The sequence below is a fragment of the Acinetobacter sp. ANC_7512 genome, from assembly GCF_056779935.1.
In genome coordinates, this window is sequence record NZ_JBWYIX010000001.1 from 338,073 (window position 1) to 358,366 (window position 20,294).

General features: G+C 38.7%; 20 protein-coding genes and 1 other RNA gene. 14 read left to right on the plus strand and 7 right to left on the minus strand.

Annotated elements, in window-relative coordinates:
- Positions 1–51: 51 nt before the first annotated feature.
- Entirely contained in the window at positions 52–1,542 is a 1,491-nt protein-coding gene (gene glnG, locus AC1M9H_RS01655; protein ID WP_481591044.1) for a nitrogen regulation protein NR(I), read from the minus strand.
- The gene (gene glnL, locus AC1M9H_RS01660) at positions 1,529–2,638 is read right to left on the minus strand and encodes a nitrogen regulation protein NR(II) (RefSeq protein WP_180027802.1); all 1,110 of its coding nucleotides are present in this window, start codon (positions 2,636–2,638) and stop codon (positions 1,529–1,531) included. Before glnL ends, glnG begins: the two co-directional genes overlap by 14 nt.
- Before the next feature lie 361 nt (positions 2,639–2,999).
- On the opposite strand from glnL, the gene rimO reads away from it, so the two are divergent.
- The 12 genes from rimO (at position 3,000) to lpxA (ending at position 15,310) form a co-directional block, all read left to right on the plus strand.
- Positions 3,000–4,343, plus strand: coding sequence for a 30S ribosomal protein S12 methylthiotransferase RimO (gene rimO / locus AC1M9H_RS01665; RefSeq protein WP_035263671.1), 1,344 nt, complete (start codon positions 3,000–3,002; stop codon positions 4,341–4,343).
- 47 nt (positions 4,344–4,390) lie between these two features.
- Entirely contained in the window at positions 4,391–5,119 is a 729-nt protein-coding gene (pyrH, locus tag AC1M9H_RS01670; protein WP_035263670.1) for a UMP kinase, read from the plus strand.
- A 76-nt stretch (positions 5,120–5,195) separates the two neighbouring features.
- Positions 5,196–5,750, plus strand: coding sequence for a ribosome recycling factor (frr, locus tag AC1M9H_RS01675; protein WP_035263669.1), 555 nt, complete (start codon positions 5,196–5,198; stop codon positions 5,748–5,750).
- 8 nt (positions 5,751–5,758) lie between these two features.
- Entirely contained in the window at positions 5,759–6,505 is a 747-nt protein-coding gene (uppS, locus tag AC1M9H_RS01680) for a polyprenyl diphosphate synthase (RefSeq protein WP_481587503.1), read from the plus strand.
- A 2-nt stretch (positions 6,506–6,507) separates the two neighbouring features.
- Positions 6,508–7,332 carry a phosphatidate cytidylyltransferase gene (locus AC1M9H_RS01685; protein ID WP_481592677.1) on the plus strand — a complete coding sequence of 275 codons (825 nt, stop codon included), beginning with the start codon at positions 6,508–6,510 and terminating at the stop codon, positions 7,330–7,332.
- Positions 7,333–8,529, plus strand: a complete 1,197-nt coding sequence (gene ispC, locus AC1M9H_RS01690; protein ID WP_481612594.1) for a 1-deoxy-D-xylulose-5-phosphate reductoisomerase — start codon at positions 7,333–7,335, stop codon at positions 8,527–8,529.
- Position 8,530: 1 nt separating this feature from the next.
- A complete protein-coding gene (gene rseP / locus AC1M9H_RS01695) occupies positions 8,531–9,886 on the plus strand; it encodes an RIP metalloprotease RseP (RefSeq protein ID WP_481612595.1) in 1,356 nt (451 codons plus the stop codon).
- Positions 9,887–9,927: 41 nt separating this feature from the next.
- Positions 9,928–12,450 carry an outer membrane protein assembly factor BamA gene (gene bamA / locus AC1M9H_RS01700; RefSeq protein WP_481612596.1) on the plus strand — a complete coding sequence of 841 codons (2,523 nt, stop codon included), beginning with the start codon at positions 9,928–9,930 and terminating at the stop codon, positions 12,448–12,450.
- Between the two features lie 28 nt (positions 12,451–12,478).
- On the plus strand, positions 12,479–12,967 hold the full coding sequence (locus AC1M9H_RS01705) for an OmpH/Skp family outer membrane protein (RefSeq protein WP_373683274.1): 489 nt from the start codon (positions 12,479–12,481) through the stop codon (positions 12,965–12,967).
- Positions 12,968–12,970: 3 nt separating this feature from the next.
- Positions 12,971–14,041 carry a UDP-3-O-(3-hydroxymyristoyl)glucosamine N-acyltransferase gene (lpxD, locus tag AC1M9H_RS01710; RefSeq protein WP_092766345.1) on the plus strand — a complete coding sequence of 357 codons (1,071 nt, stop codon included), beginning with the start codon at positions 12,971–12,973 and terminating at the stop codon, positions 14,039–14,041.
- Between the two features lies 1 nt (position 14,042).
- Positions 14,043–14,525, plus strand: a complete 483-nt coding sequence (gene fabZ, locus AC1M9H_RS01715; protein ID WP_035263658.1) for a 3-hydroxyacyl-ACP dehydratase FabZ — start codon at positions 14,043–14,045, stop codon at positions 14,523–14,525.
- The gene (gene lpxA, locus AC1M9H_RS01720) at positions 14,522–15,310 is read left to right on the plus strand and encodes an acyl-ACP--UDP-N-acetylglucosamine O-acyltransferase (RefSeq protein ID WP_035263657.1); all 789 of its coding nucleotides are present in this window, start codon (positions 14,522–14,524) and stop codon (positions 15,308–15,310) included. The genes fabZ and lpxA overlap by 4 nt, the downstream gene beginning before the upstream one ends.
- A 47-nt stretch (positions 15,311–15,357) precedes the next feature.
- Here the strand turns inward: lpxA and AC1M9H_RS01725 are convergent, their stop codons facing one another.
- Positions 15,358–16,185, minus strand: a complete 828-nt coding sequence (locus tag AC1M9H_RS01725) for a YbgF trimerization domain-containing protein (protein WP_481607409.1) — start codon at positions 16,183–16,185, stop codon at positions 15,358–15,360.
- Between the two features lie 285 nt (positions 16,186–16,470).
- On the opposite strand from AC1M9H_RS01725, the gene ffs reads away from it, so the two are divergent.
- Positions 16,471–16,567: signal recognition particle sRNA small type (ffs, locus tag AC1M9H_RS01730), an RNA gene on the plus strand.
- Positions 16,568–16,594: 27 nt separating this feature from the next.
- Here the strand turns inward: ffs and AC1M9H_RS01735 are convergent.
- The 4 genes from AC1M9H_RS01735 to AC1M9H_RS01750 all read right to left on the minus strand — a co-directional run bounded on the left by AC1M9H_RS01735 (position 16,595) and on the right by AC1M9H_RS01750 (position 19,594).
- On the minus strand, positions 16,595–17,221 hold the full coding sequence (locus AC1M9H_RS01735; RefSeq protein ID WP_035263653.1) for a regulatory protein RecX: 627 nt from the start codon (positions 17,219–17,221) through the stop codon (positions 16,595–16,597).
- A 67-nt stretch (positions 17,222–17,288) separates the two neighbouring features.
- Positions 17,289–18,332 (minus strand): recombinase RecA, encoded by a 1,044-nt coding sequence (gene recA, locus AC1M9H_RS01740; RefSeq protein WP_035263652.1) that lies wholly within the window; start codon positions 18,330–18,332, stop codon positions 17,289–17,291.
- 157 nt (positions 18,333–18,489) lie between these two features.
- Positions 18,490–18,918 (minus strand): RNA-binding S4 domain-containing protein, encoded by a 429-nt coding sequence (locus tag AC1M9H_RS01745; RefSeq protein ID WP_481612597.1) that lies wholly within the window; start codon positions 18,916–18,918, stop codon positions 18,490–18,492.
- Entirely contained in the window at positions 18,902–19,594 is a 693-nt protein-coding gene (locus tag AC1M9H_RS01750) for an HAD-IA family hydrolase (RefSeq protein WP_481587498.1), read from the minus strand. Before AC1M9H_RS01750 ends, AC1M9H_RS01745 begins: the two co-directional genes overlap by 17 nt.
- A 297-nt stretch (positions 19,595–19,891) precedes the next feature.
- Here AC1M9H_RS01750 and AC1M9H_RS01755 point away from each other — a divergent pair, with 297 nt between their 5' ends.
- Positions 19,892–20,029, plus strand: a complete 138-nt coding sequence (locus tag AC1M9H_RS01755) for a hypothetical protein (protein WP_171076720.1) — start codon at positions 19,892–19,894, stop codon at positions 20,027–20,029.
- The last annotated feature ends 265 nt before the right edge of the window (positions 20,030–20,294 follow it).

The window sequence follows — 20,294 nt, forward strand, 5'->3', positions numbered from 1 at the left end:
ATGATGAAGAATAGGTTAATCAAATGTGTTGATTAACCTAAATCTAGAAGTTTACTCGGCAGTAGTGCTTACAACTTCATCTTCATCATCTTCAGCAGTATCCATTCCTAATTCTTTTAGCTTACGAGTCAAGGTATTGCGACCCCAACCTAAAAGCTCAGCAGCATGGCGTTTTCTTCCTCGAGTTTGTTGTAGTGCAGCATTAATTAAGGTGCGTTCAAACATAGGCGTGGCGATATCCAATAATTTCATTTCGCCATTTTTGAGTTTTTGTACAGCCCACTGACTAAGCAACTCATCCCAATGCTGAATAGCGATACGATCTGCTTGATTGTGTGGATGATTTGGATCATCAGATTTTTGGATTGGTAGTTGTTTTAACTCAGAAGGAAGATCTTCTGGGTAAACCTCTCTTCCAGTAATCATCACTGTCAGCCAGCGACATGTGTTTTCAAGTTGACGTACATTACCTTGCCAAGGCAACTGTTTCATGTATTCAATAGTTTCTGTACGTAAAATCTTTGGACTTACACCAAGTTCTTTACCTGCTCGTGCGAGAAAGTGTTGTGCGAGCATCGGAATGTCTTCCGAGCGGTGAGCAAGTTTAGGAATATGAATACGAATTACATTCAGACGATGATAAAGATCCTCACGGAAGCGTCCATCATGTACTAATTTTTCTAGATCTTGGTGAGTCGCAGCGACAATGCGGACATCAACACGCACTGGAATGTGTCCACCGACGCGATAAAACTCGCCATCAGCTAAAACACGCAATAAACGCGTTTGGGTTTCGAATGGCATGTCCCCAATTTCATCAAGGAATAATGTACCGCCATTGGCTTGCTCAAAACGACCTTGTCGCTGAGTATTAGCGCCAGTGAATGCACCTTTTTCATGACCAAATAATTCAGTTTCAATCAAATCTTTCGGAATGGCAGCCATATTAAGCGCAATAAATGGCTTGCTGCTACGTGGTGAATGACGATGCAATGCATGAGCGACTAACTCTTTACCTGTACCTGACTCACCATTAATTAATACCGTAATGTGTGATTGCGACAAACGTCCAATTGCTCGGAAGACTTCCTGCATTGCAGGAGATTCTCCAATGATCTCAGTTGATTGAATTGGCTGTACGGATGATTTCGCAGATTCTTGTTGTTGGAGCTTATTAATGTGCATGATGGCACGATTGACAAGTGCTAAAGCCTCATCAATATCAAATGGTTTTGGTAAATATTCAAAAGCACCCGTTTGATAGCTTGATACTGCTGACTCTAGATCCGAATGTGCCGTCATGATGATCACAGGTAGATCAGGATAATGACCTTTGACTTTAGCGAGAAAGGTAAGACCATCAATTCCTGGCATCCGTATATCTGTCAAAATTACATCAGGTGTATCATCAAGTAACTGATCCAGTGCAGATTGAGCTTCTTCGAAACTGGTAACATCTAAACCTTCTTCTTTAAATGTTTTTTCTAGAACCCAACGCATGGCGCGATCGTCATCTATTACCCAAATTTTATTTCGCGACATGGTTTAACTCCCAAGGTATATAAAGACTAAATACGGTTTTGCCTGGAACAGATTGGCATTCAATCATTCCATTGTGTTGATGCATAATATTTTGTGCGATGCTCAGACCTAAGCCTGTTCCTTTAGCGCGTCCTGTGACTAATGGATAAAATACGGACTCTAAAATTTCCTCTGGAACGCCAGGGCCGTTATCTTCGATATCAATTCGAACAGTTGAGCGATGTAAAGTTCCGTTAATCGTGACAAGGCGATGAATACGTGTACGCAGGGTTAATTCAGGTTGAGTGTCTTGAAAAAACTCTTTATTTTCAGTCATGGCCTGAATAGCATTTACACTGATGTTCAACATCACTTGAATAAGTTGATCCCGATCTGCTTCAACATCAGGTAAAGAAAGATCATAATCGCGAGTAATTTTAATTTTCTTTTTTGTTTGGTTTACAATCAGAGAACGAACGCGTTCCAAAGGCTCGTGAATATTTACAGGTTCATAGCTTGGTAACTGCCGAGAACCGAGCATTGTGTCAGCAAGATTTCTCAGGCGATCTACTTCACTAATAATAATGTCCGTAAATTCTTTATATTCAGGATCATTTAAACTACGTGCCAATAATTGAGTTGCGCCACGTATGCCCCCTAATGGATTCTTAATCTCATGCGCGACACCTCTGATTAATTGGCGTGCGACCTGATGTTGTTGAATAAAATTTTCTTCTTTAGAAATTTTCAACATTCGATCAATTGGATTGAGTTCAATCAGAAGGAGGGGGTGATAACTTTTGCCAGTGTTAAGTTGGGCAACAGAATAGTCAACATGTACATCTTTAAAGTTCACAATAATAGTCGCTTCACGGCGGGTATAAGCTTGCCCCGTGAGTAATGTATTCGTGAGTGCTTCTTCTGTGTTAAATGAATCACCTGGAGATTGTAAAATACTGAGCACAGATTGACCTGATGCTCTTAATAAGCTGATATCAAAGAGTGCTTCACATGAGGAATTTAAATAAAAAATATTTAATTCACTATCGACTAAAAGTATCGCAGTGCTCAAGTTGTCTACGAGTAAACGGTAATCAATCGTTGGTTGTTGATTCATTAACCTCAAAATCCTGTCTTAAAATAGAGCAATTGCATCTATGAGTTTTTCCATCACTGCTCACAAAGAGGGAGTTATTTAATTTTAACGTCCTCAAATAAAGCAAAATATGAGCCAACTTTGTTTGAAATCGTTAAAAACAACTAAAATGAACTCATTTATTAAGAAAAAAAGCGCGAAGCGATTGCAAAATATTCATGCAAAGTTGGGTTTATTTAATAATGCATCATATTGGTGCGATTGCAATATTTTTTAAAATTTATGGGAATATTTTGGTGCGTTATGCAAAGAGTGGGGTTTTCAACTGTTTTTATGAATTGAAAAGACATACAATACGCGGATTCTAGTGGAGCGCAGATTCATGAAATCCCCCAAAGTCGGTTTTGTTTCTTTAGGTTGTCCTAAGGCATTGGTAGATTCCGAGCGAATTCTTACTCAGTTAAAAACTGAAGGTTATGATGTAGCGTCGGATTATGACGGTGCTGATTTAGTTGTTGTTAATACCTGTGGTTTTATTGAATCTGCAGTACAAGAGTCATTAGACGCGATTGGTGAGGCGATGAGTGCGAACGGTCGCGTCATCGTAACAGGTTGTTTGGGTAAAGATGAAGAAAAAATTCGTCAAATGCATCCAAACGTACTTAAAGTTACTGGTGCAGCAGCTTATCAAGAAGTAATGGAAGCTGTGCATCAATATGTTCCTGAACCTCCTAAACATAATCCGTTTATTGATCTTGTGCCAGAACAAGGTATTCGATTAACACCAAAACATTATGCATATTTGAAGATATCTGAAGGCTGTAACCACCGTTGTACCTTCTGTATTATTCCAAGTATGCGTGGCGATCTCGTATCTCGCCCAGTTGGTTCTGTATTAGAAGAAGCGGCGGCTTTAAAACGATCTGGTGTAAAGGAAGTCTTGGTTATTTCTCAAGATACTTCGGCATATGGTGTAGATACAAAATACAAGCTTGATTTTTGGAATGGTCAGCCTGTAAAAACTAAGTTCTATGATATGTGTGAAGCATTAGGTCAATTGGGTATTTGGGTGCGTCTGCATTATGTCTACCCATATCCACATGTTGATGCGGTTATCGATTTGATGGCACAGGGTAAGATCTTGCCTTACTTAGATATTCCATTCCAACACGCTAGCCCTAAAATTTTAAAACTAATGAAGCGTCCAGCGCATAGTGAAAACACGCTAGAGCGTTTAAAAGTTTGGCGTGAAAAGTGTCCTGATTTAGTCATTCGTTCAACATTTGTTGTTGGCTTCCCGGGTGAAACTGAAGAAGATTTCGTGCAACTTCTAGATTGGTTGAAAGAAGCTCAGCTCGATCGCGTTGGTTGTTTTACATACTCTCCAGTTGAAGGTGCAACTGCAAATGATCTGCCAGATCATGTGCCTGAAGAAATTAAACAGGAACGCTACGAACGCTTTATGCAGGTTCAGCAAGAAATTTCTGCTGCAAAGCTACAAAAGCGTATTGGTCAAACTATGACCGTGCTGGTTGATGATCTAGAAGAAGAGTTTCCAGTTGCAGTGGCGCGTTCTTATGCAGATGCTCCAGAAATTGATGGAAATGTCTTTGTAGAAGATATTGATAAGAGCAAGATTAAAGCAGGTGATTTACTGGTTGTTAAAATCACTGATGCGGATGAATACGACCTTTATGCAGAATTGATTGAAATTAAAACCGCATAATTGTTTGAAGTATTACATATAAATGAATTCGGATATTGGAGTTTGTGATGTTAGATTCTAAAAAACCACGCTTTGGTCGTATTCTGCTAAAACTTTCGGGCGAAGCGCTAGCAGGCAATAAAGATATGGGTATCGACGCGCAGGTGCTTGATCAAATGTCTTTATCTATTGCTCACTTGGTTGGTCTAGGTGTGCAAGTTGGTATCGTTGTGGGTGGTGGTAACCTTTATCGTGGTAGCCAATTACAGCAAGATGGGTTGGTTGGTCGCGTAACAGGTGATCAAATGGGTATGCTAGCAACTGTGATGAATGGTTTGGCGCTAAGAGATGCATTGGTACGTCGTAATATCAAAACCCGTTTAATGTCAGCATTACCAATCGGTACAGTAGTAGAATCATATTCTAGCCGTGATGCGATTCGTCATTTAAATAATGGTGAAGTTTGTGTGTTTGTTGCGGGTACTGGTAATCCATTCTTTACGACAGATACGGCTGCATGCTTACGTGGTATTGAGATTGAGGCTAACTTAATTCTCAAAGCGACGAAGGTGGATGGTGTCTACAATAAAGATCCAAGCAAATATGAAGATGCTGTTAAATATGATGCATTAACATTCGACCAAGTCTTAGATGAGAAACTTGGTGTAATGGATTTAACTGCGATTTGCTTATGTCGTGACCACAATGTTCCACTTCAAGTATTCGATATGAATAAATCAGGTGCGTTATTGTCAGTGGTTATGGGTGAAAAAGAAGGTACTCACGTTACTAATTGATGTACGTGGCTTTCAAAGCTATTTATACTAAACACTATTTTGATTTAAATTTTGAGAATTAGGTAAGGAAGATCACATGATTAACGATCTTAAAAAAGATGCTGAAGAGCGCATGAATAAATCATTAGACTCATTAGAGCATGGTTTTGCTAAAGTTCGTACAGGTCGTGCACATCCATCAATTCTTAACGGCGTAATGGTTCCTTACTATGGCTCTGATGTGCCATTAAACCAAGTTGCTAACATTGGTGTTGAAGATTCGCGTACATTGCTTGTTCAACCTTTCGAGCGCACCATGGTTGCTGCAATCGATAAAGCAATTCGTGAGTCAGATTTAGGTTTGAACCCAATTACTGCTGATTCAATTCGTGTACCAATGGCGGCATTAACTGAAGAAACACGCCGTGATATGCAAAAAGTGGCACGTAACGAGGCTGAAAATGCAAAAGTTGCGATTCGTAATATTCGCCGTGATGTATTAGGTGATATTAAAGCGTTGTTGAAAGAAAAAGAAATTTCTGAAGACGATGAGCGTCGTGCTGGCGATGAAATCCAAAAAATCACAGATAAATTTGTTGCTGAAGTTGAAAAGCGTTTAGCAGCAAAAGAAGCAGAGTTGATGAAGGTCTAAGCTATATAATGACCATCTCAGCAGAGCTTCTGCCTCAACATGTTGCCATCATTATGGATGGCAACAATCGTTTTGCAAAAAAGAAACATCTACAAAAAGGTGATGGACACCGTGAAGGAAAAAATGTCCTTGATCCGATTGTAGAGCATTGTCGTAAAGTGGGTGTAAAAGCACTTACTGTTTATGCCTTCTCAAGTGAAAACTGGAATCGACCTCAATACGAAGTTGATTTGCTCATGAAACTGTTGGAAGAGACGATTAATGAACAAATTCCTCGAATGATAAAGTTTCAGATTGGGCTTAGATTCATCGGGGATCGCTCTCGTTTATCGCCAGAATTGCAACAATTAATGTTGCAAGCAGAACAAAGGACTGCTACTTTCACAGAAATGACGCTCACAATTGCTGTGAGCTATGGTGGAATGTGGGATATCGCACAAACTGCTAAAACAATCGCACAACTCGTCAAAGAACAAAAAATTGATGTTGATCAAGTTGATGTTGATTTGTTTGCTCAGCATGTCAGTTTAGGTGACTTACCTCCAGTCGACTTATTGATTCGTACTGGTGGTGATTATCGATTGTCTAATTTTTTATTATGGCAATCTGCATATGCAGAGTTGTATTTTACTGAGACGTTGTGGCCAGAATTCACAACAGAAGAATTGGATCATGCCTTTGGTGTGTTTTTAGGGCGTGAAAGGCGCTTTGGAAAAACCTCTGAGCAGGTCCAACAAGAGAAAATAGAGAACTAATAATGTTAGAGCGGATAATTACCGCATTGATTTTAGTGGCTGTAGTCTTGAGCTGTATGTTTGCAACTACATCCATTTATCCAATGTTAGCGTTAATGATTATCGCTGCCGGGGGGGCTGGCTATGAGTGGTTTAAACTCATGCCTCGTCAAACTGATCAAGTGAATAAATTTAAAGCAGGATGCTTTGGTGTAATCACTGCGGTATTTTCTGCAATTGCGCTTTATTTTGATGATCTAGTACTGCTGTTGTGGAGTGCTTCGATTATTACTTGGGTTATTACCATTTATTGGGTTAAGCAATATCCTCTTTATGATGCGTGGTATAACACTTCACTGAATTGGATTGGTGTAGTGATTATTAGCGCTGCAGTATCGGCAATATACGAAGTCTGGATAAGTTCACCTTGGTGGCTCATGTATCTATTCCTCTTAGTGTGGGGTGCTGATAGTGGGGCGTATTTTGTAGGTAGGAAGCTTGGTAAGCGTAAGCTTGCACCTGAGGTGAGCCCGAATAAATCTATTGAAGGGTTAATCGGTGGTGTAATTACAGTCATCATTGTTATCTTATTTGTACAATTTAACTATTTAGATTTAACCGTAGTAGAGCATATTCTATTTTTACTCCTATCTGTGCTAACAGTATTTAGCTCAGTTCAAGGTGATTTATTTGAATCAATGATTAAGCGTCGTGCAGGTATTAAGGATTCAGGTCGTATTTTGCCTGGTCATGGTGGTGTATTAGATCGCATTGACTCATTGCTTGCTGCCGCACCTATTTTTGCTGCGGGAATATTTGTTTTAAAACTTGTTGGTGTAGATTTATAGATGTCTCAATCAGTATGTATATTAGGTGTAACGGGTTCAATTGGACAAAGTACCTTAAAAGTCATTGATCGACATCCAGAGAAGTACAATGTTTTTGCGGTATCTGCATTTAGTCGTGTAGAGCAGTTAAGCGAAATATGTCAACAATATCATCCACAGTATGCTGTTGTACCTTCAGGCAAGGTGGATGAACTACATCAATTTTTCAAATTAAAAAATATCACTTCAACCGAAATTCTCTCTGATGAGTCGGGTTTAATCGCTGTTGCTGAGCATCCTCAGGTTGATATCGTGATGGCGGCGATAGTGGGTGCGGCAGGATTATTGCCAACACTCGCTGCTGTTCAAGCTGGTAAGCGTGTTCTTCTAGCAAATAAAGAATCGTTGGTGATGTCTGGTGACATCATGATGAAGGCCGCTAAAGAGAATAAAGCCTTATTATTACCTGTAGATTCTGAACATAACGCAATATTCCAGTGCCTGCCTCAAAATTATTTACAATTAGATACAGGTGGTAAACCTCAGTTAGGTGTTTCACAAATTTTGTTGACTGCTTCTGGGGGGCCATTTTTGCATCATACTCTAGATGAGCTCAGTAAGGTGACACCTGCACAGGCTTGTAAGCACCCTAATTGGTCTATGGGGCAGAAGATATCAGTTGATTCGGCAACCCTAATGAACAAAGGTCTCGAGTTGATCGAGGCCTGTCATTTATTTTCAATTCAAGAACATTTTGTTACAGTGGTTGTGCACCCACAAAGTATTATTCACTCAATGGTTCAGTATGTTGATGGTAGTACTTTGGCTCAAATGGGTAATCCTGATATGTGTACGCCGATTGCACATGCATTTGCATGGCCAAATCGAATTGAAACACATGTTCCTCCGCTAGATTTATTTGTAAACGATACGCTTAATTTTAAGCAGCCTGATACTGTGCGCTTTCCAGCGCTGCAATTGGCTCGTGAAGCAATGAAATCTGGAGGATTGGCGCCTGCGATCTTAAATGCTGCAAATGAAATCGCGGTTGAAGCATTTTTAGAAGATAAAATCAAATTTTTAGATATTCCTAAAGTTGTTGAATCCACTTTGAATCATGTTCAAAATTCAAATGCTGATTCTTTAGAGCTAATCTTAGAGACTGATGCGCTTGCACGTCGCTATGCTATTCAACTCACGAATTCACTGAGTACCTAAGATGAATATACTTTTCATTATCGTCGCGGCTATTTTGCTTCTAGGTCCATTGATTGCAATTCATGAATTTGGACATTACTGGGTAGCACGAAAACTTGGCGTTAAGGTTCTTGTGTATTCAATTGGATTTGGTCCAACAGTTCTAAAGTGGACCTCTAAAAAGTCAGGCATTCAATATCAGCTCTCTGCATTACCTTTAGGTGGTTATGTAAAAATGCTAGATGAGCGTGAAGGTAATGTAAGTGCAGAAGATTTACCTTATGCGTTTAATCGGCAATCTCCTTTAAAACGAATTGCAATCGTTGCTGCGGGACCACTTGTTAATTTAATTTTTGCTGTTTTACTTTTTTGGATTCTGTTCTTACCAGCTCAGGAACAATTAAACACTCGAGTTGGTAAAGTGATTGAAAATACGCCAGCCGCACAAGTAGAGATGCGTTCTGGTGATAAAATCATAGCAGTGGATGGAACTGCGACGCCAACTTGGGAAAAATTGAATTATGCGCTGATTGATCGCGTAGGTGAAACTGGTACGATTCAAATTCAAGCTGATCGTGATGGTCAGGTACAAACTTTTAATTTACCGATTCAGCAATTTCTAAAAGATCAGTCTCAATCACCTTTGGATGTCTTGGGGTTTTTACCATATCGACCTCATATTCAACCAGTTGTTCATAAATTATCTGAAGATGGTGCTGCTATACGCCAAGGGATGAAAGAAGGTGACGTAATTGTCGCGATTGATAATAAAAAAATTCACGATTGGTTTGAAGTTGTTGATATAGTACAAAAATCACCAGAAAAACTATTGAATATTGAAGTGATGCGTCAAGGCGAGATTGTTCAATTAAAGGTCATGCCGCAAGGAAAGCGTGACAATATGGGCAATACGACAGGAATGTTGGGAGTGCAAGCTCAATCTGGTCAGATCAATATTCCTGCTGAATATAAGCATACAATTCAATATAATCCAGCGGAAGCTTTTGTGGTTGCGGTTGAAAAAACGGGTCAATTATCTTCTATGATCCTTGGCTCAATTGTCAAAATGATTCGTGGATTGATTGGGTTGGATAATCTCTCGGGTCCAATTACGATTGCTAAAGTTGCAGGTCAAAGTGCTGAAATGGGGTGGCAAACTTTCATTTCATTTATGGCATTAATGAGTGTAAGTTTGGGGATATTAAATTTGCTTCCGATTCCGATGTTGGATGGTGGGCATTTAGTTTATTACATAATTGAATTAATTCGTGGTAAACCTGTTTCTGAACAAATACAATTGGTTGGATTAAAAATTGGTATGGTGTTGCTGGGAAGTATGATGTTTCTCGCAATATTTAATGATTTTATGCGTTTATAAGCGTTATAGATGGATAATTAACTTACTGGAAAACAATAGGCATGCAGCACAAACATTTATTTATGCCATTGGCACTCGTTAGCGCAATGGCAGCAGTACAACAAGTATATGCAGCAGACGAGTTTATCGCGCGGGATGTGCGTGTTGATGGATTAGTTCGACTAACGCAGGCTAATGTACTCGCAATGTTACCGGTGAATGCTGGGGATCGCATTAATGATCCAGTGATTGCGAATGCGATTCGTGCCTTGTATGCCTCTAATTCGTTTGATGATATTCAAGCTTTCAAAGAAAACGATGTTTTGGTTTTTAAAGTCGTTGAACGTCCTATTATTTCTAAAATCAATTTCAAGGGTAATAAGCTCATTCCAAAAGAAGCCTTGGAAGAGGGCTTGAAGAAAATGGGTCTAGCTGAAGGTGAGGTGCTCACTAAATCTGCACTTCAGACGCTAGAAACCGAGCTTGAACAACAGTATTCACAACAAGGTCGCTACAATGCGGATATTCAGGTTGAAACTGTTGCAAAAGCCAATAACCGTGTAGATGTCAATATTAATTTCATTGAAGGTAAACCAGCTAAAGTTTTTGAAATTAATTTAATTGGTAATACTGTATTTAAAGACGATGAAATTAAGCAAGTCTTTGCTGTTAAGGAAAGCGGATGGTTATCTGTCATTTCCAGAAATGATCGCTACGCGCGTGAAAAAATGGCAGCAAGCCTTGAAGCATTAAGAGCTTTATACCTTAATAAAGGTTATATCAATTTTGAAATTACCAACTCTAATTTGAATATCAGTGAAGATAAAAAAAATATTTTCATTGAAGTTTCAATGAATGAGGGTGAGCAATTTAAATTTGGTGAAACCAAATTTTTAGGTGATGCTTTATATAAAGACGAAGATCTTCGTGCACTAAAGATTTATAAAGATGATGCAACTTACTCACAAGAGTTGGTGAATGCAGTAAAACAGTTGTTACAGCGTAAGTATGGTAATGCTGGTTATTACTATGCTGAAATTAATGTTGTGCCTCAAATTGACAATGAAACAAAAAAAGTTAATTTGAATTATTACATCAATCCGGGTCAGCAAGTTACGGTGAGACGTATTAATTTTACAGGTAATACCAAGACTGCTGATGAAGTTTTACGTCGTGAAATGCGCCAGATGGAAGGTGCATTAGCGAGTAATGAAAAAATTGATCATTCAAAAGTCCGTTTGATGCGTACTGGATTTTTCAGCAAAGTTGATGTTAAGCCGGTACGTGTTCCAGGAGCCCCTGATCAAATCGATTTGAATATCGCTGTTGAAGAGCAACACTCAGGATCAAGTACTTTAGCTGTGGGTTATTCGCAAAACGGAGGGATTACGTTCCAAGCAGGCTTGAGTCAAACTAACTTCTTAGGTACAGGTAACCGTGTAGCGATTGATCTTTCTCGTTCTGAGACACAAGATTATTATAACCTAAGTGTTACTGACCCATACTTTACGATTGATGGTGTCAGCCGTGGTTACAATCTCTATTATCGTAAGACGAAATTAGACGAAGACTATAACGTTAACAATTATGTTACAGATAGCTTCGGTGGTGGTCTGAGCTTTGGTTACCCAATTGATGAGAATCAGAGCTTAAGTGCTGGTATTAATATTGATCAAACTGAAGTAACGACTGGTCCATTTGTTTCTACTTATGTGCGTGATTATTTACTTGCCAATGGTGGTAGGGAAACAAGTACTGGTAAGTATTGTCCAGTCGACTTAGAACCAATTAAAGATAATAACGGTAATGTAATTGGTTATGAACCATGCTCTGAACCTGAAGTTGAGTACGGTAATGAGTTTAAAGGTGATTTCTTTACTTATAGTTTAAATTTAGGTTGGTCTTACGACACATTAAATAATCCACGCTTCCCAACGTCGGGTATGTTTCATCGTGTTAATGCAGAGATTGCATTGCCGGGTAGTGATGTTGAATATCAGAAGGTAACATACGATACGCAAGCCTTTATTCCTTTAGGAAAGGATTTTGTATGGCGTGGTTATGGTAAGGTAGGTTTCGGTAATGATTTACCATTCTATAAAAACTATTACGCTGGTGGATATGGGTCTGTTCGTGGTTATGATAATAGTACATTAGGTCCAAAATATCCGAGTATTACAGATGCTGCTCTAACTCGAGAAGATAGGAACCCTGAAGAGGTGGGAGGCAATGCATTAGTTCAATTTGGTACTGAATTAATCTTACCAGTTCCTTTTAAAGGTGATTGGGCACGCCAAGTACGTCCTGTGATCTTTGCAGAAGGCGCTCAAGTGTTCGACACTCAATGTGATGTTCCAACTGGGGACATTTATTTTGGTAATTCTCCAGCTACTGCATTCGATGCTAGACAATATTGTAAAGACAACTTTGGTTTCGATGCTGGAAATATGCGATATAGTGTTGGTGTAGGCTTCACATGGATTACGATGATTGGTCCACTATCATTAAGCTATGCGTACCCACTGAATGATAAGCCTGGTGATGAAACTAAGTCTGTTCAGTTTGAAATTGGTCGTACTTTCTAGTACGGCCTTTTGCCTTTAAGGAATAATAATGAATATGTTTAAAACAACGATTTCAACGGTTTTACTCACATCTGTAGTTGGCTTTGCGCATGCAGCAGGATATGGGGTAATTGATTTAGAAAAAGTCGTTGAAAATAGCACGTACTTAAAACAGCAGAATACTCAGCTTGAGCAGACAATTAAGCCGCAAACGGTAAAATTAGAACAATTGGGTAAAGAAATTGAAGCGTTGGCTAAATCAGCTCAAGCCAATCAATCGAATGCCCAGCAACTATCCTCTCAATATCAAACGAAGATGAACGAATTTCAATCTTTGCAACAGACTGTTCAATCACGTGTTCAAAGCACCATTCAAAATACAAATAAAGTTTTCGACTCAAGAATTAAACAAGTTGCTGAACAATTGCGCAAAGAAAATAATCTTGATTTAGTTTTAAATAAAAATGCTGCCTTGGCATATGACCCAAAATACGATTTAACTGCTAAAATGATTCAAAAGGTTAATGCAATCAAATAGTCAATGAAATCAAATCAATTTCGTCTCGATCACTTAGCCAAACTTGTACAAGGCCAAGTTATTGGTGATGCAGATCTGTTGCTAGAGGGTCTTGCAAGTTTAACTCAAGCGAACTCAAACCAAATTTCTTTTGTAAATTCTGATAAGTATTTAGACGAAGCGATTTCATCTCAAGCAGGTGCCTTAATTGTCACTTCTGAGATGCAGGCTCAGCTTAATCAGCATAATAATTTTATTGTCGTACAAAATCCGTATCTTGCTTTCGCGATTTTAACTCATGTGTTCGAATCTAAAACTGTGCAACGTGGTATTGAGGCCACCGCAGTAATCGATCCGAGTGCTATGATAGGGGATAATGTATATATTGGACATTATGTGGTGGTTGGCCCGCATGCCGTGATTGGCTCAAATACAGTAATTCATTCGCAAACTAAAATTGATGAGTATGTTGAAATCGGTGAGGATTGTTTCATTGATTCGCATGTCACGATTACGGGTCGATCTAAAATTGCTAAACGTGTTCGTATCCATGCGAATACCGTAATTGGAGGAGAGGGTTTTGGCTTTGCTCCTTATCAAGGTAAGTGGAACCGAATTGCTCAACTCGGGTCTGTTCAAATTGGAAATGATGTCAGAATTGGTTCTAACTGTAGTATTGATCGTGGCGCTTTGGATGACACTATACTTCATGATGGTGTGATTATTGATAATCTTGTGCAAGTCGCACACAACGTTCAAATCGGTGAAAATACTGCAATTGCTGCAAAATGCGGTATTGCGGGCAGTACTGTGATTGGCAAAAACTGTATCCTTGCAGGTGCTTGTGGTATCTCAGGACATCTAAAAATTGTAGATAATGTGACGCTAACTGGAATGTCAATGGTCACAGGTAGCATTTTAGAAGCTGGTACATATTCTTCAGGAATGGGATTGCTCGAAAATTCTCGTTGGAAACGAACAGTTGTTCGTCTAAGACAATTAGCAGATGTGCCATTGACCAAATTAGTCAAACAAATAGATGATATGCAGGCTCAGTTAGAGTCAATCGAATCAACTTTAAAATTGCGTAAATAATATGACAGAGTCTACTTTATCTTTTTCAATTCCTGAATTGCCGATGAATATTCAAACAATTCGTGAATATTTGCCGCATCGTTATCCATTTCTATTGGTAGACCGTGTTACAGAAGTGACTGAGAATGGAATTGTCGGATTTAAAAATGTCTCCATAAATGAAGAGTTTATGCAAGGTCATTTTCCAGGTTATCCAATCATGCCGGGTGTCTTAATCGTTGAGGCGATGGCACAAATTTCTGGCGTTCTTGGCTTTATCATGAACAATGAAAAACCCAAACCGGGTTCACTTTTTCTTTTCGCTGGCGCTGAAAAAGTTCGTTTTAAAAAACAAGTCGTTCCTGGTGATCAACTCGTGTTAAAATCAGAGCTTGTAATGCAGAAACGTGGTATTTACAAGTATCTTTGTAGTGCGAGCGTTGATGGTGTAATTGCAGCGACAGCTGAAATTATTATTTCTCATCAGAAATTAGAGCAAGCATGAGTAACAGTGATTTAATCCACCCTACAGCAATTATTGACCCTACGGCAACGATTGCTTCTGATGTAAAAATTGGTCCTTATTCGATTATTGGTCCTCATGTGACGATTGATAGTGGGACAGTGTTACATTCTCATGTGGTGGTTGGTGGATATACCCGCATCGGTAAATCAAACGAAATTTTCCAGTTTGCCAGTGTGGGTGAGGTGTGTCAGGATCTTAAGTATGCTGGTGAAGAAACTTGGCTTGAGATTGGCGACAACAACAAAATTCGTGAGCATTGCAGTCTGCATCGCGGTACAGTGCAGGATCAAAGTATTACTAAAATTGGTAGTAATAATCTGTTGATGGTCAATACGCATATTGCGCATGACTGTGTGGTGGGTAATAACAACATCTTTGCAAACAATGTTGGTGTCGCAGGTCATGTGCATGTTGGTGACTTCGTTGTTGTCGGTGGCAACTCCGGTATTCATCAATTCTGTAAGATCGACTCATACAGCATGATTGGTGGAGCATCATTGATTTTGAAGGATGTTCCTGCTTATGTGATGGTGTCTGGTAATCCGGCTCATGCATTTGGAATGAATGTAGAAGGTATGCGTCGTAAGGGTTGGTCAAAAGATGTAATCAATGGTTTGCGAGAATCATTTAAGTTAATTTATAAAAGTGGTCTAACGACACAACAAGCCATTGAGCAGATTACTGCTGAAATTTTACCAAATGTTTCTGAAGCTCAGCTCCTCATTGATTCTTTAAATGAATCTAAGCGCGGTATTGTTCGTTAAGAGCTTTTGCTAGAAAAAAAAAGACATCTTATGATGTCTTTTTTTATTCAACTTTTTTTGAAATATCCAGCTTCTTCAGAGTCAGGATAGGTGCTCAGTAGTTTATTTTTATAAATTTCAGCAGTTTGAGCGTTTTTATTTACATCTTTCGCGATGCTATACAGCTGATATAAAGATCGCGGTGCTTTTCCTGAATTTGGAAACTTCGAAGCGACAGTTTCATAGTGTTTTCTTGCTTCTTCATAATTGGGTGGTTCAATTGCTAAATTGAATTCAGCTAACCAAAAATAGGCATTACCTGTATACACACTATTTGGATTGTTACGTACAAAGTTTTGCATAGGTGCAATGGCTTTTTTTGCGCCACCTTGTTTGTATGCATCTAAGGCAACTGTATAAGCCGCTTTATCAAGTTCTTGTTGGTTGGTTTGATTCAAGTTCGTTGCATTTTGTGATGCTGTGGTATTGGAGTTAGTGCTAGTGCTTGGTGCAGTTGGCTCATTAGGAATGGGTGGTGCAGTATTAGGATCTTCGGCATTGGACTCCTCCACAGGATCAATTTTTTGTTGAAGGAGTTCTAATCTTTGATCTAGATCTGTATAGCGATTTTTTAATTCGTTGGTCAGTTGATTAATTTGATGTTCTTGTTCTTCTAATTTGCCTTGAAGTGCACGAATTTGATTTTCTAAGCGTTGATTTTGTTGGATAAGCTGCCAACTGGTGTTGGTAGGGGCTGTAGCGGTGTTATTCGCTGCGACTGCTGTTTGGTTCAAACTCGAATTTTGGCTTAATCCTTTTGATTCGATAGGAATATTGGCAAAAACTGATGTTGAGCTCATCAATGCTAGTGCAAGAAAAGTACGCTTATTGAGCATGTTCATTATTCCATTTGTGTCCATACTCAAATTTGAACTTTGAGTATTTTCAATTCTTAATAATCAGATCATTAAAAACGTCATAGCATTTAAAATCAATATAAATTTACAATGAAACTGTATAAATGAAGAAATTTAAGTTGAAGTTATTTAGATGAAAAATATCAAGTTTGTTGTTAATAGATTAGTAAATATTCACTTGAACTTTTTTAGTGCCTTTAAAGCCCATTATGGTCTTGCAAGATCGTTAAAAATCTCTATACTCTGTTCTTGCAATGGTAGCCCTGCTGGTGGCTTCGCAATTGTACTCTGAGAACCCCGCCAGGACCGGAAGGTAGCAACGGTATCAGAACTATAATGTGCCGGAGTTTTGCTAGTAGGGTTGCCACCATTATAATAATTTTATTTCTTATTCTTCATTCTCTTTTCGTTTTATAGCTTTCATAATCGCATCCATTTCAAAGCCTCTATATTGTAAAAAGCGAATTTGTTTTGCTTTTAATTTTGCGTCCTGAGCAACTTCATAGCCATATTTTTTGACCTTCAATAAGTATGCTTGTTCATACCAATCTATTTCTTCCATTTCTGGTTCAGCCAACGCTTTATCAACGTGTTTGCTTTTAAGCGCTAGCTTTATTCGATTTGGACCTTTTCCTTTACGTAATTGGCTGCGTACCGTCATTTCTGCAACGCGAGCATCACTTTGATAATTTTCTCGCGCTAGCTCATCAACTAAGCTCAAAACCTCTTCCTTATTTTGTGCATACAAAGCAAGTTTATCAATTAAGTCTTTTTTTGAGTATTCTTTGCGAGTTAAGACTGCAAATGCATACGATCTCAAACGAGTCCCTGTTAAGCCTTTATTCTGTGCTAGAACTGATGAATGAGTATCATCTAAATCACATTCATCTGGTGCTTGATCGGTTAGGTGTTGACTAGCCGAGTGTTGATCATTGATGAGATGTTGAGGTTCATCTTCATTCATTATTGATTTTAATTGCTCATAATGAATGAACTTGGGAAACTTCTCTGACATTTTAAATCCATGCACTTAAACAAAAGCGCCCAGAATTTGGGCGCTTCGATTTCAAATTTTTGAAAAATTATACTTCAAATAAATCTGCTTCTTCGTCATTTTCTTCAGTTGGAGCTGGTGTCGCTGTGGTTAACAACTGTTCACGAATCATGCGATCAAGATCTTGTGCAAGTTGAGGATTTTCTTCAAGATGACGAATCACGTTGTTCTTACCTTGTCCAATCTTGTTGCCTTGATATGAATACCAAGCACCAGCTTTTTGAACAAGTTCTTGTTGTACAGCGAGATCGACCAATTCAGCAAGCTGATTTGTACCTTTACCGTACATGATTTGGAATAATGCTTCACGGAAAGGAGGTGCCATTTTGTTCTTCACCACTTTAACGCGTGTTTCAGAACCAACTATTTCATCACCTTCTTTTACTTGACCAATACGGCGAATGTCTAAGCGTACAGAAGCATAGAATTTGAGCGCATTACCACCAGTAGTGGTTTCTGGACTTCCAAACATGACACCAATTTTCATACGAATTTGGTTAATGAAGATCACCATGCAGTTGGAGCGCTTTGCATTACCTGTAATTTTACGCAATGCTTGGCTCATCAAGCGTGCTTGTAGACCCATATGAGAGTCACCCATTTCACCTTCAATTTCGGCTTTAGGGGTTAAGGCTGCTACAGAATCGACAACAATTAAGTCGATAGCGCCAGATCGTACCAGCATATCTGCAATTTCTAGTGCTTGTTCACCGTGATCAGGTTGTGACACCAATAAGTTATCGATATCTACACCAAGTTTGCGAGCATATTGAGGATCTAAAGCATGCTCAGCATCAATAAATGCACAAGTACCACCAGCTTTTTGACATTGCGCAATCGCTTGAAGTGTCATGGTGGTTTTACCTGATGATTCTGGACCATAAATTTCAATAATACGGCCTTTAGGTAAACCACCAATACCTAATGCGATATCCAATGTAAGAGAGCCTGTAGATACAGCTTCTACAGCTTGAACAGTATTGTCACCAAGGCGCATTACCGTATTTTTACCAAATTGTTTTTCAATTTGGCTTAAAGCAGCACTCAGTGCTTTGCTTTTATTATCATCCATCTCATAACCTCAAAACATTGTAAATCACTGATAACTTAGGTGGATGTCTTTAATTAAGTCTAATGTCCACGGCATTATAGTGACAGAAAAAATAGGACTGTTCTATAATTTTAAACTTCAAAACGACAATATTTGTCGCTTTAACTTATTCATCATCTTATGACCAAACTTCGTCATATTGCTGACCATTTTGTTGACGGAATCTTGTAATATCACGTCGATCTTTTTTGCTTGGTCGATGATCTGGTCGTGCAAGATTATGCAATTTTCTTTGTGCAGAAAGCAACTCACGACGCGCGATACTGACTTCAGTTTCTTCATAGAGTAATTGTGCAGCAGGCGCACCACTTCTAACAGACGATAACGCTTTCACAATGACGGTTTTCTTTTCAAATCCCTGCTGAATCGTTAACTCCATTCCTACACGTACTTCTCTGGAAACTTTAACACGATCATTGTTGTGATGAACTTTACCACCTTCGATTGCTGCTTTGGCAATTGAGCGGGTTTTAAAAAAGCGTGCTGCCCAAAGCCACTTATCAATTCGCATTGAATCAGTGATTTTAGTTTCATGCTGTTTTGACATTCATTTCTTTCTCATGGTTAATTTGGTCTAAATAGGGGATTAATGATCTTAGATCATTTATTGCAGGATACTGAAGTTTAGACCTTTCGCGCTCAGGTTGAGCGCTAGATGGTTGGGTAATTGTGATTAGATGCTCAATACCAAAAGATTTAGCACCTTCGAGTACAACCGCAGTATCATCAACGAGAACGCAGTGACGAGGTTCAAATGGGTGCATTTGCTGTAATTGATCCCAAAATTCAAAACGCTCTTTAGCAAAACCGATTGTTTCACTACTGATCATCACTTCAAAATAAGAGGTGAGGTCAACTTGATTCATTTTCAATGCCAAACCTCTTTCATCAGCATTGGTGACTAACCATATTCGGTATCCAGCTTGCTTAAGGCTTGATAATAACGCAATGCATCCCTGTCTCGGCTTGATGAATTCTTTGTGATCGTGTTGAAGCTGAAAAGTATCAACGCCGACTTTGGCTGTCCAAAAGCGCGTAGAATACCAATCGAGCGTGTGCTTATGATCTTGATAAAATTTAAATAGAATTTGATTGCTCTGCTCTAAACTGATTTGATGAGTTTTGGCATGTCGCTCAGGGAGTTTGTGATTCCAAATTAAATCGTCAAAAGCAAGATCGAGTAGGGTTCCATCCATGTCAAACATGATGATGGGTTTATTCATTCATCTTTCCTCAGGTATTGTTGCAATTTAGCACAAATAAAAACAACAAAATGGGTGTTATTTAAATATCGATTTACACCATCATTTGATGCAAAAGGCTGGACTTGCATCAGCATTTTAAAATTGAACTTCAAGAAAGGGTGTGCGTGGTGACTTCTATATTTCATTCCATTCGTATTATATCGAATTAGATGTGTGAGGTCACAAATTTAGATCTTGATAATGAATACAAAAATAGTATAGAAGTCGCTATGAAAGCATCATATTTTTTGAAAATGGTGCATAGGCGTTTGACGTATGACAAAACATGATAATAGTTCGAAACCACACAAAGAATCTAATGAGGATAAAGGGAATCAGGACTCTTTTAAAAATAAAGAGCCTGTAAAAAAACCGAATGAACAGCCTGAAAGTCCAGTCAAAGAGCAAAAATAAAAAACAAGCCTTCTTTAAGAAGGCTTGTTTTTTTATGTTGATACTGACTCTAAGGCGCGCTCTGATTTTTGGAACTATTGCGGGTGTTATTTAAGATGTATTGAGGGTTGTTGGCAATCACGCTTCGGATTTTGTTTTAAAAGTGTTAGAGTTCTTATGATTGAAATGGGTTATGTGTTTCAAAGTGGTTATATTTATAGGTTTGCTACTATAAATATAAATCCAACAATGCAAATTAAATCACGCTGCATTTTAGGCTGAGGTT